This window comes from Pseudoalteromonas distincta (assembly GCF_000814675.1).
Lineage (GTDB): Bacteria > Pseudomonadota > Gammaproteobacteria > Enterobacterales > Alteromonadaceae > Pseudoalteromonas > Pseudoalteromonas distincta.
Genome location: NZ_JWIG01000021.1, coordinates 1 through 15,808, shown reverse-complemented (window position 1 = coordinate 15,808; position 15,808 = coordinate 1). Strand labels below are relative to the sequence as shown.

The window sequence follows — 15,808 nt, the reverse complement described above, 5'->3', positions numbered from 1 at the left end:
GGCTGAATAGAATGTAGGGACGAGACTATCCGTCCTCAAGATTAACTCCGACAGGAGAGCTAAGGTGAAAGACTTACTTAAGTTTCTGAAGCAACAAAATAAGACCGAAGAATTCGATGCAATTCGCATTGGTCTTGCTTCACCAGACATGGTTCGTTCATGGTCATACGGTGAAGTAAAGAAACCTGAGACTATTAACTACCGTACTTTCAAGCCTGAGCGCGACGGCTTATTCTGTGCCCGTATTTTCGGCCCAGTGAAAGATTATGAGTGTTTATGTGGTAAATATAAACGCCTTAAACACCGTGGTGTGATCTGTGAAAAGTGTGGCGTTGAAGTAACACTCACTAAAGTGCGACGCGATCGTATGGGTCATATCGACCTTGCGAGCCCAGTTGCACATATATGGTTTTTAAAATCATTACCGTCACGTATTGGCTTAATGCTAGATATGACGCTTCGTGATATTGAACGTGTTCTTTACTTCGAATCATTCGTAGTAACTGAGCCTGGTATGACAACGCTTGAGCGTGGTCAACTATTAGGTGAAGAAGAATACTTAGATTCACTAGAAGAGCACGGTGATGAATTTGAAGCGAAGATGGGTGCTGAAGCAGTTTTAGACTTGCTTCGTGAACTTGATCTTGCTCAATTAATTGCTGAGATGCGTGAAGAGTTACCAACAATTAACTCTGAAACTAAGCGTAAAAAAATCACTAAACGTCTTAAGTTAATGGAATCGTTCCACCAATCAGGTAATAACCCTGAGTGGATGATCATGACAGTACTTCCAGTATTGCCACCTGATCTACGCCCATTAGTACCATTAGACGGTGGTCGTTTTGCGACATCTGATCTAAACGACCTTTACCGTCGTGTTATTAACCGTAATAACCGTCTTAAGCGTCTACTAGATTTAGCAGCACCAGACATTATTGTACGCAACGAAAAACGTATGTTACAAGAAGCGGTAGATGCGCTACTTGATAACGGTCGTCGTGGTCGTGCAATTACAGGTTCTAACAAACGTCCTCTTAAATCTCTTGCTGATATGATCAAGGGTAAGCAAGGTCGTTTCCGTCAGAACTTACTTGGTAAGCGTGTAGATTATTCAGGCCGTTCTGTAATCACAGTAGGTCCTACACTTAAGCTTCACCAATGTGGTCTTCCTAAGAAGATGGCACTAGAGCTATTCAAACCATTCATCTATGGCAAGTTAGAGCGTCGCGGCATGGCTACGACAATCAAAGCAGCTAAGAAGATGGTTGAACGTGAAGTTCCGGAAGTATGGGATGTACTTGACGAAGTAATTCGTGAACATCCAGTATTACTTAACCGTGCACCAACACTTCACCGTTTGGGTATCCAAGCGTTTGAACCTGTGCTTATCGAAGGTAAAGCGATTCATTTGCATCCATTAGTATGTGCGGCCTACAACGCCGATTTCGATGGTGACCAAATGGCGGTACACGTACCGTTAACAATCGAAGCACAGCTTGAAGCTCGTGCCTTAATGATGTCAACAAACAACATTCTATCTCCTGCGAATGGTGAGCCAATCATCGTTCCTTCACAGGATGTTGTATTGGGTCTTTATTACATGACTCGTGACCGCATTAACGCTAAAGGCGAAGGCGCGATATTTAAAGATCCAAAAGAAGCAGAAAAAGCATACCGCAGCGGCAATGCAGACCTTCATGCAATCGTGAAAGTACGTATTAGCCAATCAGTTAAAAACGAAGACGGCATAGTAGAAGACACTGTTACTGTTATCGATACAACTGTTGGTCGTGCAATTCTGTCTCTAATTTTACCTAAAGGCATGCCGTTTGCGTCAATCAACCAGCCGCTAGGTAAAAAGCAGATTTCTGGCTTATTGAATGAGTGTTACCGTCGTCTGGGTCTTAAAGATACAGTTATCTTTGCTGACCAAGTTATGTACACCGGTTTCCATTATGCAATGAAGTCAGGTGTTTCTATCGGTATTGATGACTTAGTTATCCCACCGATTAAAGCACAGATAATTGAATCAGCTGAAGCTGAAGTGACTGAAATCAACCAACAATTCCAATCAGGTCTTGTAACGGCTGGTGAAAAGTACAATAAAGTTATCGATATCTGGTCACGTGTAAACGAAAACTTATCACGTGAGATGATGGCTAACTTGTCAAAAGATACAGTTATCAATGCAAAAGGTGAAGAAGTAGAGCAACCGTCATTTAACTCAGTGTTTATGATGGCCGACTCAGGTGCTCGTGGTAGTGCTGCACAGATTCGTCAGTTGGCGGGTATGCGTGGTCTAATGGCACGTCCAGATGGTTCAATCATCGAGACGCCAATCACAGCTAACTTCCGTGAAGGTCTAAACGTACTTCAGTACTTCATCTCAACGCATGGTGCGCGTAAAGGTCTTGCCGATACAGCACTTAAAACAGCAAACTCGGGTTACCTAACGCGTCGTCTAGTAGACGTTGCACAAGATTTGGTAATCAATGAAGATGACTGTGGCACAGAAGATGGCTTAACAATGAAACCGCTTATTGAAGGTGGTGATGTTGTAGAAGCACTTCGCGAACGTGTTCTAGGTCGTGTTGTTGCTGAAGATATTGTAATTCCAGGTACTAATACTGTACTTGTTGAACGTAATGTTATGCTTGACGAAAAACTGTGTGACCTTTTAGAAGAGCACTCAGTAGATGAAGTTCGCGTACGTTCTGTTATCACATGTGATAATGACTTTGGTGTTTGTGCTAACTGTTACGGTCGTGACCTAGCACGTGGTCACATCATTAACGCTGGTGAATCAGTGGGTGTTATCGCGGCTCAATCAATCGGTGAGCCGGGTACACAGTTAACAATGCGTACCTTCCACATCGGTGGTGCGGCATCTAGAGCATCTGCAGAAAATAATGTACAAGTTAAAACTAACGGTACATTAAAACTTCATAACTCTAAGTACGTATTAAACACAGACGGTAAGATTGTTATTACCTCTCGTTCTACGGAAATTACTATCATCGATAGTCATGGTCGTGAGAAAGAGCGTTATAAAGTACCTTACGGTGCGGTACTAACAGTGCAAGACAATGCAGAAGTTCAAGGTAACGACATCGTTGCTACTTGGGACCCGCATAGTCACCCAATCGTTCTTGAGCATAAGTCAAAAGTATCGTTCAGCGATATCGATGATTCAAATACTGAAGCACAGACAGATGAACTAACCGGTTTAACCCGTGTAGTTGTAAAAGATCTTGCTAAAGTAAATACGAAAGAACCAAAGCTTATCATTGAAAGTGAAGAGCGCGGTCTGCAAGAAACACGTCTTCCTTCATTCACTACGATTGAAGTTATTGACGGCGTTACAGCAAACCCAGGTGACGTGTTAGCACGTATTCCGCAAGAAGGTTCGAAAACTCGTGATATCACGGGTGGTCTACCACGCGTAGCCGACTTATTTGAAGCTCGTAAGCCAAAAGATCCAGCTATATTAGCTGAAGTAACTGGTACAATTAGCTTCGGTAAAGAGACTAAAGGTAAGAAGCGTTTAGTTATTACTCCAGCTGAAGGTGATCATTACGAAGAGATGATTCCTAAGTGGCGTCAACTTAACGTGTTTAAAGGTGAGCAAGTGTCTAAAGGTGAAGTTATTGCCGATGGTCCTGAATCACCACATGACATCTTACGCCTACGTGGTGTGACTCATGTTGCTAACTATATCGTTAACGAAGTGCAAGAGGTTTACCGTTTGCAAGGCGTTAAGATCAATGACAAGCACATTGAAACAATTATCCGTCAAATGTTACGTAAATGTACCATTATGCACGGCGGTGATACTGACTTCTTAGCTGGTGAACAAATCGAAGTGGCGCGCGTTAATATCGCAAACCGTGACCTTGAAAAACAAGGTAAGATACCAGCTAAGTTTGAAATCCAGTTAATGGGTATCACAAAAGCATCACTAGCAACAGAATCTTTCATCTCTGCAGCGTCTTTCCAAGAGACAACACGTGTTCTTACAGATGCGGCAGTGAATGGTAAGAGCGATGAGCTTCGCGGTCTTAAAGAAAACGTAATTGTGGGTCGTTTGATCCCAGCCGGTACCGGTTTTGCGTATCATCAAGAACGTATGGCTCGCCGTAAACAAAGCAAAGTAGTAGTAGAAGAGCAAACAGTAAGTGCAGAAGAGGCGACTCAAGCACTTACAGACGCTCTAAATGCTGATTTGTCTGGAAATCAATAAACTGTTCTTAATCAATAGATTAAGTGATCGTAAGGCAGTTATATGCTGTCTTACGATTAGTTTAGGTTGACAGGTTAAACTTTGCTCATTAAAATTCCGCCACCCATTTACTTGTGTGCTTAATGCAGGCTCGTAAATAAAGGGCGGATTTTTTTATTTTTTTCAGTAGTAATTTTAATTTCAGGAGCTATTTAAATGGCAACTATTAACCAGCTAGTGCGTAAGCCACGCCGTAGCAAGGTTACGAAAAGTAACTCAGCTGCACTAAAAGCGTGTCCGCAAAAGCGCGGTGTATGTACTCGCGTATATACAACTACACCTAAGAAACCAAACTCGGCGTTACGTAAAGTAGCTCGTGTACGTTTAACTAACGGTTTCGAAGTAACTTCATACATTGGCGGTGAAGGTCATAACCTTCAAGAGCATAGTGTAATCCTAATCCGTGGTGGTCGTGTTAAAGATTTACCAGGTGTGCGTTTTCACACTGTTCGTGGTGCACTTGACTGTGCAGGCGTTAGCGATCGTCGTCAAGCTCGTTCTAAATACGGTGCAAAACGCCCTAAAGGGTAATTGTATTCCGTTAGTAAGGCCAAGCACTAAATATTTATAATTATTGTTTTGGGTGATTGACTCGAAAGAGCAAACCTGAATAAACCGGAGATACAAAATGCCTAGAAGACGCGTAATCGGTCAACGTAAAATTCTTCCAGATCCTAAGTTCGGATCGGAACTTCTTGCTAAATTCGTTAACATCGTGATGTTAGACGGCAAGAAATCTACTGCTGAAAAAATTGTTTATGGTGCGCTAGACGTGGCTGCTGAGAAATCAGGCAAGTCGCACCTAGAAATCTTTGAAACTGCACTTGATAACATCCGTCCACAGGTAGAGGTTAAATCTCGCCGTGTTGGTGGTTCAACTTATCAAGTACCAGTTGAAGTACGTCCAGTTCGTCGTAACGCATTAGGTATGCGTTGGTTAGTAGACGCTGCACGTAAGCGTGGCGAAAAATCTATGGGCTTACGTTTAGCTCAAGAAATCGTTGACGCTTCTGATAATAAAGGCACTGCGGTTAAGAAACGTGAAGACGTTCACCGTATGGCTGAAGCGAATAAAGCATTCGCTCATTACCGTTGGTAATCTGTCTTTAACCTTTAAGAGGATCATATGGCACGTACAACTCCACTTGAGCGCTATCGTAATATAGGTATTGTTGCTCACGTAGATGCAGGCAAAACCACCACAACAGAACGTGTTCTGTTCTACACAGGTCTTTCTCATAAGATCGGTGAAGTACATGATGGCGCTGCAACTATGGATTGGATGGAGCAGGAACAAGAGCGTGGTATCACAATCACTTCTGCTGCAACAACGTGTTTTTGGAAAGGGATGGACGCTCAATTTGACGCCCATCGTATCAATATTATTGATACTCCAGGACACGTAGATTTCACTATCGAAGTAGAGCGTTCTTTACGCGTACTAGATGGTGCGGTAGTTGTTCTTTGTGCTTCATCTGGTGTACAGCCGCAAACTGAGACAGTTTGGCGTCAAGCGAACAAATACGAAGTTCCGAGAATGATCTTCGTAAATAAAATGGATCGCACGGGCGCAGACTTCTTAGCAGTGGTCAGCCAGGTGAAATCTCGTCTTGGAGCAACGCCTGTTCCAATTCAGTTGCCTGTAGGCGCTGAGGACGACTTTAAAGGTGTTATTGACCTTATAAAAATGAAAGTGATTAACTGGAACGAAGCGGACCAGGGTATGACTTTCTCTTATGAGGCAATACCGGCAGAACTTCTGGAATTAGCTGAAGAATGGCGCGCTCATTTAGTTGAAAGCGCTGCTGAAGCAACAGAAGAACTAATGGATAAATACTTAGAAGGTGAAGAGTTAAGTGAAGCAGAAATTAAAAATGCTTTACGCCAACGAACATTAGCAAATGAGATTGTTCCAGTTACTTGTGGTAGCGCATTTAAAAACAAAGGCGTTCAAGCTGTGCTTGATGGCGTTGTTGAATATATGCCGTCACCAGAGCAAGTGAAACAAATCCAAGGTATCTTAGAAAATGGTACTGAGGAAGAACGTCCAGCTAATGATAAAGCGCCGTTTGCTGCACTCGCATTTAAGATTGCAACAGACCCGTTCGTTGGAACCTTGACCTTTTTCCGTGTTTACTCTGGTACTGTTAAACAGGGTGACACGGTATATAATCCAGTAAAAAGTAAGCGTGAGCGACTTGGCCGTATCGTACAGATGCATTCAAACTCTCGTGAAGAGATCAAAGAAGTTTTCGCAGGCGACATCGCGGCAGCTATTGGTCTTAAAGACGTAACAACAGGTGAAACACTGTGTGATCCGAATTCTATTATTACGCTTGAGCGTATGGAATTCCCAGAACCAGTAATCTCTATTGCGGTTGAGCCCCGCACTATAGCTGACCAAGATAAGATGGGTATCGCACTAGGTAAACTAGCTGCTGAAGATCCTTCTTTTCGCGTACAAACTGACGAAGAATCAGGCCAGGTTATAATCTCTGGCATGGGTGAACTTCACCTAGATATCATCGTCGACCGTATGAAACGTGAATTCAGTGTTGAATGTAACGTTGGTAAGCCGCAGGTCTCATACCGAGAAGCTATTCGTTCAACTGTTAAGGTTGAAGGGAAGTTTATACGTCAGTCAGGTGGTCGTGGCCAATATGGACACGTTTGGATTAAACTTGAACCGATGGATATTACGGATGATGAGTCACCAATTTACGAGTTCGTTAACGAAACCGTAGGTGGTTCAGTTCCTAAAGAATTCGTTCCTGCGGTAGACAAAGGTATCCAAGAGCAAATGTCTCAAGGTGTACTGGCAGGCTACCCATTACTTGGCGTTAAAGCGACTTTATATGATGGTTCATTCCATGATGTAGATTCGAATGAAATGGCATTTAAAATAGCAGGTTCACTGGCAATGAAAAACGGGGCGCTTGAAGCTAACCCTGTACTTTTAGAGCCAGTAATGAAGGTTGAAGTACTCACTCCTGATTCAAATATGGGTGATGTAGTTGGCGACTTAAACCGTCGCCGCGGCATAATCGAAGGCATGGAAGATGCATTAGGTGGACTTAAGCAAATTAATGCGCAAGTTCCTCTTTCTGAAATGTTTGGTTATGCAACTGCTTTACGATCTGCAACACAGGGCCGTGCCTCATACTCTATGGAGTTTGTGAAGTACGCTGAAGCCTCTAAAAATGTCGCAGATACAATAATTTCAGCTCGCGCTGTTATATAATTTTAGCTTGTCTGGCTCAATAGTGAGTCAGGCTTTAATTTCTTTATTAGGAATTTTTTAAGATGGCAAAAGAAAAGTTTGAACGCGTAAAACCGCACGTAAACGTTGGTACAATCGGCCACGTTGACCACGGTAAAACTACACTAACTGCAGCAATCACTAACGTACTTGCAAAAGTATATGGCGGTGTTGCTAAAGATTTCGCATCAATCGATAACGCTCCAGAAGAGCGCGAACGTGGTATCACTATTTCAACGTCTCACGTTGAATACGATACACCTACACGTCACTACGCACACGTAGATTGTCCTGGTCACGCCGATTATGTTAAAAACATGATCACTGGTGCTGCTCAAATGGACGGCGCGATCTTAGTAGTTGCTGCGACAGATGGCCCTATGCCACAAACGCGTGAGCACATCCTTCTTTCTCGTCAGGTTGGCGTTCCTTACATCATCGTATTCATGAACAAATGTGACATGGTTGATGACGAAGAGCTACTTGAACTAGTAGAAATGGAAGTTCGTGAACTTCTTTCTGAATACGATTTCCCAGGTGATGACTTACCTCTAATCGCTGGTTCTGCGCTTAAAGCGTTAGAAGGCGAGAAAGAGTGGGAAGATAAGATTGTTGAGCTTGCAAACGCACTTGATTCTTACATCCCAGAGCCAGAGCGTGACATCGATAAGCCATTCATCATGCCTATCGAAGACGTTTTCTCAATCCAGGGTCGTGGTACTGTTGTAACTGGTCGTGTTGAAGCTGGTATCATCCGCATCAATGACGAAGTAGAAATTGTTGGTATCAATGATACAACTCGTTCTACTTGTACTGGTGTTGAAATGTTCCGTAAGCTTCTTGACGAAGGTCGTGCTGGCGAAAACATCGGCGCACTTCTACGTGGTACTAAGCGTGAAGACGTTGAACGTGGTCAAGTACTAGCTAAGCCTGGTTCAATCAACCCACATACTACATTCACTTCAGAAGTATACGTACTTTCTAAAGATGAAGGTGGTCGTCATACTCCATTCTTCAAAGGTTACCGTCCACAGTTCTACTTCCGTACAACTGACGTAACTGGTGACGTACAGTTACCAGATGGCGTAGAAATGGTAATGCCTGGTGATAACATCAAGATGACAGTAACTCTAATCGCACCAATCGCGATGGATGAAGGTCTTCGTTTTGCTATCCGTGAAGGTGGTCGTACTGTAGGTGCTGGTGTTGTAGCAACTATCGTAGCGTAATTATTAGCCTAGCTAATTATTACCAAAAAGCCCGAGCTTAGTCTCGGGCTTTTTAATGTCTAAAATAAAGTACGATTTAAGATGGCGCTTTAACCTTAGGTGAAGATACTTGGTAACAATACTCAAAGTATCATTAGTGGTATTACTAAAAACCCGAGCTAAGCTCGGGTTTTGATAAGTTATGAATGTGTCATACTTAGCTGAAAACTATTCAATATTTTGAATTTGAATATAGAGTAATTATTTAAATCTCAATATTATCATTGGCTTATTGTAATTTTAGTGTGTTTATATTGCAGTTGGTAACCGCTATGGTAACCACTTGGAATAGGTTTCTGATAAATAGAGATTATTTTACTAAAGAGGAAATAAGCTTAAACTAGTAGCGAATAACACACATAAAAATTGATAAACTGTTTAGTTTTTGTATTATACACCCAATCATAATCAAATAATCAAGGAGGAGTGTTTTATGAAACCGCTACACGCATACCCTCATCCCGAGAGACCTCAAAATCCTTCACCATTAGAAATGGCTATTTATAACTATGAGTTAAAAGCTAAAGAGTTCCATAACAAGCGAATAGCTCAAAAAGGGCAGGCGAGTGAAGATCTTAAAAATAAGATGGCTCGTGATTTTAATCATTTGCAAAAAGAGAAAGAGAGAATTACTGCTCATGCTCGCTTACAAACTGATTTAAAAGAATACCGAGAGCTAAGTGCAAGCTCTACAGTCACGCAATTAAAACAAGAAAAGCACCATCCAACTCAAAAGCTTGCTCGTCACTTGGCTGCAATAGGGGAGCCTAAACCAACTAAGCTGCACGAGGCTCACCATATTATTTGTGGCACAGGGCAATACCAGTCAGCGAATATGTTACAAACAAGGCTTAATCTTCATCTGCATGGAGTTGGTATTAACGATCCAATCAACGGTGTATGGTTAATTAACTTTGAAAAAAATAAAGAGCAAAATTGGGATAGCCCAGCTTCGCCACCTCATCGAAAGCTACACAGATATAACTATGAGACATGGATTAATACTAACTTTGGTAATGCGGCTACGCCTAAAGCTTTATTTTTGAATAGATTGAGAACCGTTAAAGTTAAAATAAAAACGGGTACTGTACCTGCAGGTTTACTTGAACCAAAAAATGAAAATTGGAAGGCTTTATAGTGACTGTATATCAAATCAAAAACGAAGCTTACACATACGACGTGATCGACCTTGATATTGTTGAGCTCTCAGAAACAATTTCGAAAAATAACGACCTTGATACAGATACTGTACTAAGGATGTTTATGTCATCCTCACTAAATAATATCGAATTTAGCCCTCTATGGCCTCAAGGGTTAAATTTTGACTATTTTGGTAAAGCTAAAAAGCAAGACTATGACATATCGCGGCTAGGTCATTTTTTAATAATGAAGATGCCAGTATATGAGTTGTTAAAAGAGCGCTTAGCAAATTTTGGAGAGTTTTTACCCGTTAAAGCTGAAGGCAACAACATGATATTGTTTAACTTGCTTACCTTCGGGCAAGAGCAAAAAGACATGTGTTTAACCAAATACGAAGATGGCTTCGAAGACGGTTTAGAGTTACTTACCTTTGAGCAAGACGATATACAAAATAAACTGCTATTTAAATCTAAGCTGGAAGGCGCTCAAAAAGTTTATTGTACTGATGGGTTTAAAAATATTATCCAAAGTAACAACCTTAAAGGTTTAGTATTTGACGAAGACTTATTAGATCCGTTTGTTTAGTATCGCTCAACTCAAAAGCTAATTTATTGAGTAGCTAATGAATCGTTAATTGTGAATACAATACTTTCAGACTCTTTATAAAACAACACCCCTCCCGCTACCCGTAAGCTCAGCGCCCTGTGAGGGGTTAATTATTTATAAAGCACAGTAAAGCTGCTTACATAACCTTTGCCCCATAATCTTAATTTGTATATTATCTCAACTAATAAGAACAATGGATTAGCTTTATAGTAACTAACTAATACGGCTTGGCAGGGAATAGTATGTCGTTACCAGGTTACCAATCATTCATGACCCCATTACTGCAATGCTTAGCTAACGGCGAAACAGTAAAGCTCAAAGAGATTGAAGCACACGTTTATCAAAGCATAGGCTTATTTGTAGAGCAGCTTAAACTGCGCATTCCTAGCGGCAAGCAAACTTATGCCTACCACCGCTTAAGTTGGGCTAAAACTTACCTTGTTAAAGCAGGTTTATTTGGAAGCTGTGGTGTGCCACTCATTAGCCATCCTCCGAGAATATATCTTCAATGGTATCCCAGTCTGGTAGAGAGTGTTGTTTTGAGGTAACTTCAAATTGTAAATCAACTGCATCAAGCAGTCGCTCAAATATATCGAATGAACCCATAAAGCGACCGTTCTCAATCTCGGAAATCGTTGTTTTATTAATTCCCGCGATCTCTGATAGCTTTTGTTGCTTGTAGCCTAAAGCTTTCCTGCTAGTACTTATTTTTTTCCAATATCTGCTCTACTCGACATATATTCACTTATTTGATGTTAGCTATATAGCTAATAAAAATTATCAATATTTCACAGGCATTGCATTATTTATATAAGACGGTTTAGCTTAAAAAACCAAACCGCCAACCGTTGACGGTTACTACCAATTAAACTTAAAGGCTTTATTAATAGGTAAAAACTGTTTTTTTGCTTCTTTACTTTTATCTTTAAACTAGTCATTAAATAGGTCATTCATTGTTATAATAATGTCTGTCCCTGCCTTATCTCTTTCAGCAAGCGGATCTATACCATTTTTAATTTTTTGTTTTGGTTTCTTTTACATTAATTGAGTTGTATGAAAATGGCTATCAAGGATTTTAAAAGTGGTTACGGTGATATCAAGTAGTTTGGTAACCACTTGGACACGTACAATAGGGGGCTAGTATGAACGGTAGAAAACAAAAAGCCTAGAAAAATCTAGGCTTATTAATGAGTTATAAATAAGTTGAAACAGGCTAAAACGCTATTCTATGTTTTGGATCTGCTCACGCATTTGTTCAATTAGTACTTTTAGCTCTACGGCTGCAGTAGTGATGTCACTATTGATAGACTTAGACGCTAGCGTGTTAGCTTCACGATTAAATTCTTGCATCATAAAATCTAAGCGGCGGCCACATGCACCTCCTTTTTTAAGGATTTTTTTAGTTTCTTTAACGTGAGACTTTAAGCGATCTAATTCTTCAGCCACATCTTGTTTTTGCGCAAGGTAAATTAGTTCTTGTTCAAGGCGTGACTCGTCAATGTTTGCTGTTAAGTCTTCTAGCTTTTGAGCAAGTTTTTCACGCTGCCATTTAGCAATCTCAGGCATATGCGTTTCTACAATTTCTACTTGCTCTAGAATTGCATCAAGGCGTATTGCTATCATTTCTTCAAGGTTTGCACCTTCATCGCCACGTGCAGATTTAAAATCTTCGATTACTTGATCAAGACCAGCTATTAATGCTGTATTAACGCTATCCATATCAAGCTCTTCTGCTTCCATAACGCCAGGCCAACGTAATATATCAACAGGGTTAATATCACCACTACTTTGTTGTTGAACCCATTTAGCGCTATTTATTAGTTGTTCAGCAAGGGCTTGGTTAATTGATAGCTCGCCAACATGGGCTGGATTTGCCACGAACTTTAAAAAGACCTCAACTTTACCGCGTTGTAAGTGTTTGCGTAAACGCTCACGAATAACTGGCTCCATGCCACGAAATTGCTCTGGTGCGCGTATAAATGTTTCAAGGTAACGCTGGTTTACTGAGCGAACTTCCCAAGTGCCAGTACCCCAATCGCCTTTTATTTCGCGACGCGCATAAGCTGTCATACTGTGGATCATGGATATTTTCCTAAATTTATAAATACAATATTATGATGATTATACCGTAACACTGCTTAAGCTCTAGGGAAAATTTAATACACTGAATATTTTGCATACAGCTATTTATTTAAATCAACATGGTATCTATACCCACATACACTTATAATGTCGCAAATTCTGAATTAAGGGGATCGTCAATGCGTCCAAGCGAAAGAACACCTAACCAAATTAGACCTGTTACATTTACACGTAATTATACTTTGCATGCTGAAGGCTCAGTACTTGTTGAGTTTGGTAACACCAAAGTACTTTGTACAGCTACTGTTGAATCGGGCGTTCCTCGTTTCATGAAAGGTCAGGGTAAAGGTTGGATCAATGCTGAATACGGTATGTTACCGCGAGCAACGCATACGCGTAATGCTCGAGAAGCTGCACGTGGTAAGCAGGGCGGTCGTACTATGGAAATTCAACGCTTAATTGCACGTGCACTTCGTGCTGCTGTTGACTTAAAAGCACTTGGCGAAAACACAATTACCATTGACTGTGACGTTATTCAAGCTGATGGCGGTACACGTACAGCTTCTATAAGTGGTGCATGTGTTGCACTTGTTGATGCACTAACACATATGCGTGCAAAAGGTATGATTAATTCAAACCCACTTAAACATATGATTGCAGCTATTTCAGTTGGTATTTACAAAGGCCAAGCAATTAGCGATTTAGAATACATTGAAGATTCAGCAGCAGAGACTGATATGAACGTAATTTTAACTGAAACAGGTAAAATTATTGAAATTCAAGGTACAGCTGAAGGCGAACCTTTTTCGTTTGATGAGCTAGATGAGTTACTTACTTTAGCTAAACATTCTATTCGCGAAATTATTGACGTACAAAAGCAAGCATTAGCATAAATAGGTAGGCCACAAGATATGAAAGATTATCAAAAAGAGTTTATAGAATTTGCTCTAGAGAAGCAGGTGTTAAAATTTGGTGAGTTTACATTAAAGTCTGGACGTACAAGTCCTTACTTTTTTAATGCTGGTTTGTTTAATACTGGTCGAGACTTAGCGCGTTTAGGTCGCTTTTATGCATCGGCACTCGAAGATTCTGCTATAGAGTACGATGTATTATTTGGTCCTGCGTATAAAGGTATTCCAATAGCGACAACAACAGCGGTTGCCTTAGCGGATCATCATGATAAAGATGTACCTTACTGCTTTAATCGTAAAGAGAAAAAAGCACACGGTGAAGGCGGTACATTAGTAGGCTCAGAACTCAATGGCAAAATTATGCTAGTTGACGATGTAATTACTGCAGGTACTGCTATTCGTGAGTCGATGGAAATCATTGCACAAAATGGTGCTGACCTTAGTGGTGTTTTAATTGCGTTAGATCGCCAAGAAAAGGGTAAAGCTGAATTATCAGCTATTCAAGAAGTTGAGCGTGACTTTAATACCAAAGTGATTTCAATTGTAAAATTAGCTGATCTTATCAGTTACCTTGAAAGCCAAGGCACAATGGATGAGCATTTAGCCTCAGTTAAAGCTTACCGTGATCAATACGGCGTAGCATAAATAAAAAGCCTCGCAGTGCGGGGCTTTATTTTGACCTTCATTCATAGAGTTTATTAATGAAAGATGTATTAAAACCAAATGGCTTAGGCCTCAAGCGTGTTTTCAAAGCAACCTATTGCTCTTACCTTGGCTTTAAAGCAGCATTTAAAGAAGAAGCAGCATTTAGGCAAGAGCTACTATTAAGCCTTATATTATTTCCTATTTCATTTTGGCTTGCTTCATCACTATTACACTGGGCAATACTAATTAGCTCACTGCTTATTATATTAATAGTTGAATTACTAAACTCCGCCATTGAAGCATTAACAGATCGAGTAAGTACAGAGCTGCATGTATTGTCAGGTAGAGCCAAAGATATGGGATCTGCAGCCGTAACACTTTCATTAACGATCGTATTGATCATCTGGGGTGTAAGCCTCTATATGAAGATCGTTTAACTCTACTTCTAATATAAAATAGGTTTAAACCCCCTTAGTTGTTAATAACTTGATGGTTATGTTGTGTTTTTAACGTGTTTAGCTCAAATTCTCAGCGAACAGCACATTATTTCAAGTTTTCTTTAAAAAAGGGTTGATCTGTTTTTGGATCTCCCTATAATGCGACCCCACTGAGACGGGAAACGCCAACGCATAGCGAGGCACGAACAACTCAGGGTGTTAAGTAAAACTTAGATTGAATCTTTTTAGAAAGTTTAAATTTAAGTGTTGACAAAAAAATAGGAAAGCGTAATATGCGCAGCCCTAGCGAGATAAAGTTCAACTTTATAATCGCAACGTTCTTTAACAATATAAAGCAATCATCTGTGTGGGCACTCGTACAGATTGAGTTCTAACAGCTAAGCTACTTAGGTAGTGATGCAAACAAATTAGAGTCTCAATTGAAACTGAGTGACCATATGTTATTAAAAGATTCAGCCTTGAGCTGTTTTGATTTCACTTTTTTTAAAAGTGAAAATAATAACGCACAGTCAATTCGTTTTTGGCAACAAAAACAAAAATTCAGAATTCATTGAGCTGTCGAAAGACATAAAACTTTTTAATTGAAGAGTTTGATCATGGCTCAGATTGAACGCTGGCGGCAGGCCTAACACATGCAAGTCGAGCGGTAACAGAAAGTAGCTTGCTACTTTGCTGACGAGCGGCGGACGGGTGAGTAATGCTTGGGAACATGCCTTGAGGTGGGGGACAACAGTTGGAAACGACTGCTAATACCGCATAATGTCTACGGACCAAAGGGGGCTTCGGCTCTCGCCTTTAGATTGGCCCAAGTGGGATTAGCTAGTTGGTGAGGTAATGGCTCACCAAGGCGACGATCCCTAGCTGGTTTGAGAGGATGATCAGCCACACTGGGACTGAGACACGGCCCAGACTCCTACGGGAGGCAGCAGTGGGGAATATTGCACAATGGGCGCAAGCCTGATGCAGCCATGCCGCGTGTGTGAAGAAGGCCTTCGGGTTGTAAAGCACTTTCAGTCAGGAGGAAAGGTTAGTAGTTAATACCTGCTAGCTGTGACGTTACTGACAGAAGAAGCACCGGCTAACTCCGTGCCAGCAGCCGCGGTAATACGGAGGGTGCGAGCGTTAATCGGAATTACTGGGCGTAAAGCGTACGCAGGCGG

General features: G+C 41.0%; 12 protein-coding genes, 1 rRNA gene and 1 pseudogene. 12 read left to right on the top strand and 2 right to left on the bottom strand.

Translation table 11 applies throughout. The annotated features are described in order from the left end of the window. The first annotated feature begins 64 nt into the window (after positions 1–64). The 8 genes and pseudogenes from rpoC to QT16_RS21040 form a co-directional block, all read left to right on the top strand. The gene (gene rpoC, locus QT16_RS12460) at positions 65–4,240 is read left to right on the top strand and encodes a DNA-directed RNA polymerase subunit beta' (RefSeq protein WP_039488576.1); all 4,176 of its coding nucleotides are present in this window, start codon (positions 65–67) and stop codon (positions 4,238–4,240) included. A gap of 195 nt (positions 4,241–4,435) precedes the next feature. After that, a complete protein-coding gene (gene rpsL / locus QT16_RS12455; RefSeq protein WP_002958885.1) occupies positions 4,436–4,810 on the top strand; it encodes a 30S ribosomal protein S12 in 375 nt (124 codons plus the stop codon). A gap of 97 nt (positions 4,811–4,907) precedes the next feature. Further along, on the top strand, positions 4,908–5,378 hold the full coding sequence (gene rpsG / locus QT16_RS12450) for a 30S ribosomal protein S7 (RefSeq protein WP_010555004.1): 471 nt from the start codon (positions 4,908–4,910) through the stop codon (positions 5,376–5,378). A 27-nt stretch (positions 5,379–5,405) separates the two neighbouring features. Beyond that, on the top strand, positions 5,406–7,520 hold the full coding sequence (gene fusA / locus QT16_RS12445) for an elongation factor G (protein WP_002958887.1): 2,115 nt from the start codon (positions 5,406–5,408) through the stop codon (positions 7,518–7,520). 62 nt (positions 7,521–7,582) lie between these two features. Further along, on the top strand, positions 7,583–8,767 hold the full coding sequence (gene tuf, locus QT16_RS12440) for an elongation factor Tu (RefSeq protein WP_002958888.1): 1,185 nt from the start codon (positions 7,583–7,585) through the stop codon (positions 8,765–8,767). Between the two features lie 472 nt (positions 8,768–9,239). Then, complete coding sequence (locus QT16_RS12435; protein ID WP_039488575.1) at positions 9,240–9,944, top strand: AHH domain-containing protein; 705 nt, start codon at positions 9,240–9,242, stop codon at positions 9,942–9,944. Further along, positions 9,944–10,531, top strand: a complete 588-nt coding sequence (locus tag QT16_RS20455; RefSeq protein WP_052201246.1) for a hypothetical protein — start codon at positions 9,944–9,946, stop codon at positions 10,529–10,531. The genes QT16_RS12435 and QT16_RS20455 overlap by 1 nt, the downstream gene beginning before the upstream one ends. A gap of 263 nt (positions 10,532–10,794) precedes the next feature. Then, positions 10,795–10,998 (top strand): annotated as a pseudogene (locus QT16_RS21040) (winged helix-turn-helix domain-containing protein); the annotation flags it as partial. 34 nt (positions 10,999–11,032) lie between these two features. Here QT16_RS21040 and QT16_RS21080 read toward each other — a convergent pair. Both QT16_RS21080 and QT16_RS12420 read right to left on the bottom strand, forming a co-directional pair. Beyond that, positions 11,033–11,158 carry a hypothetical protein gene (locus tag QT16_RS21080; RefSeq protein WP_275077100.1) on the bottom strand — a complete coding sequence of 42 codons (126 nt, stop codon included), beginning with the start codon at positions 11,156–11,158 and terminating at the stop codon, positions 11,033–11,035. Between the two features lie 615 nt (positions 11,159–11,773). Beyond that, positions 11,774–12,634: a YicC/YloC family endoribonuclease gene (locus QT16_RS12420; protein WP_039488572.1), complete on the bottom strand. Its 861-nt coding sequence runs from the start codon at positions 12,632–12,634 to the stop codon at positions 11,774–11,776. A 179-nt stretch (positions 12,635–12,813) separates the two neighbouring features. Here QT16_RS12420 and rph point away from each other — a divergent pair, with 179 nt between their 5' ends. The 4 genes from rph to QT16_RS12400 all read left to right on the top strand — a co-directional run. Beyond that, on the top strand, positions 12,814–13,527 hold the full coding sequence (rph, locus tag QT16_RS12415) for a ribonuclease PH (protein ID WP_002958890.1): 714 nt from the start codon (positions 12,814–12,816) through the stop codon (positions 13,525–13,527). An 18-nt stretch (positions 13,528–13,545) separates the two neighbouring features. Beyond that, complete coding sequence (gene pyrE, locus QT16_RS12410) at positions 13,546–14,190, top strand: orotate phosphoribosyltransferase (protein ID WP_002958891.1); 645 nt, start codon at positions 13,546–13,548, stop codon at positions 14,188–14,190. Positions 14,191–14,246: 56 nt separating this feature from the next. After that, the gene (locus QT16_RS12405) at positions 14,247–14,627 is read left to right on the top strand and encodes a diacylglycerol kinase (protein ID WP_002958892.1); all 381 of its coding nucleotides are present in this window, start codon (positions 14,247–14,249) and stop codon (positions 14,625–14,627) included. A 599-nt stretch (positions 14,628–15,226) separates the two neighbouring features. Further along, positions 15,227–15,808, top strand: a 16S ribosomal RNA gene (locus tag QT16_RS12400); the annotation flags it as partial.

Coding starts and splice junctions, on each gene's coding strand:
- rpsL (WP_002958885.1), top strand. CDS start 4,436: ATGGCAACTATTAACCAGCTAGTGCGTAAGCCACGCCGTAGCAAGGTT.
- rpsG (WP_010555004.1), top strand. CDS start 4,908: ATGCCTAGAAGACGCGTAATCGGTCAACGTAAAATTCTTCCAGATCCT.
- fusA (WP_002958887.1), top strand. CDS start 5,406: ATGGCACGTACAACTCCACTTGAGCGCTATCGTAATATAGGTATTGTT.
- tuf (WP_002958888.1), top strand. CDS start 7,583: ATGGCAAAAGAAAAGTTTGAACGCGTAAAACCGCACGTAAACGTTGGT.
- QT16_RS12435 (WP_039488575.1), top strand. CDS start 9,240: ATGAAACCGCTACACGCATACCCTCATCCCGAGAGACCTCAAAATCCT.
- QT16_RS21080 (WP_275077100.1), bottom strand. CDS start 11,158: ATGGGTTCATTCGATATATTTGAGCGACTGCTTGATGCAGTTGATTTA.
- QT16_RS12420 (WP_039488572.1), bottom strand. CDS start 12,634: ATGATCCACAGTATGACAGCTTATGCGCGTCGCGAAATAAAAGGCGAT.
- rph (WP_002958890.1), top strand. CDS start 12,814: ATGCGTCCAAGCGAAAGAACACCTAACCAAATTAGACCTGTTACATTT.
- pyrE (WP_002958891.1), top strand. CDS start 13,546: ATGAAAGATTATCAAAAAGAGTTTATAGAATTTGCTCTAGAGAAGCAG.
- QT16_RS12405 (WP_002958892.1), top strand. CDS start 14,247: ATGAAAGATGTATTAAAACCAAATGGCTTAGGCCTCAAGCGTGTTTTC.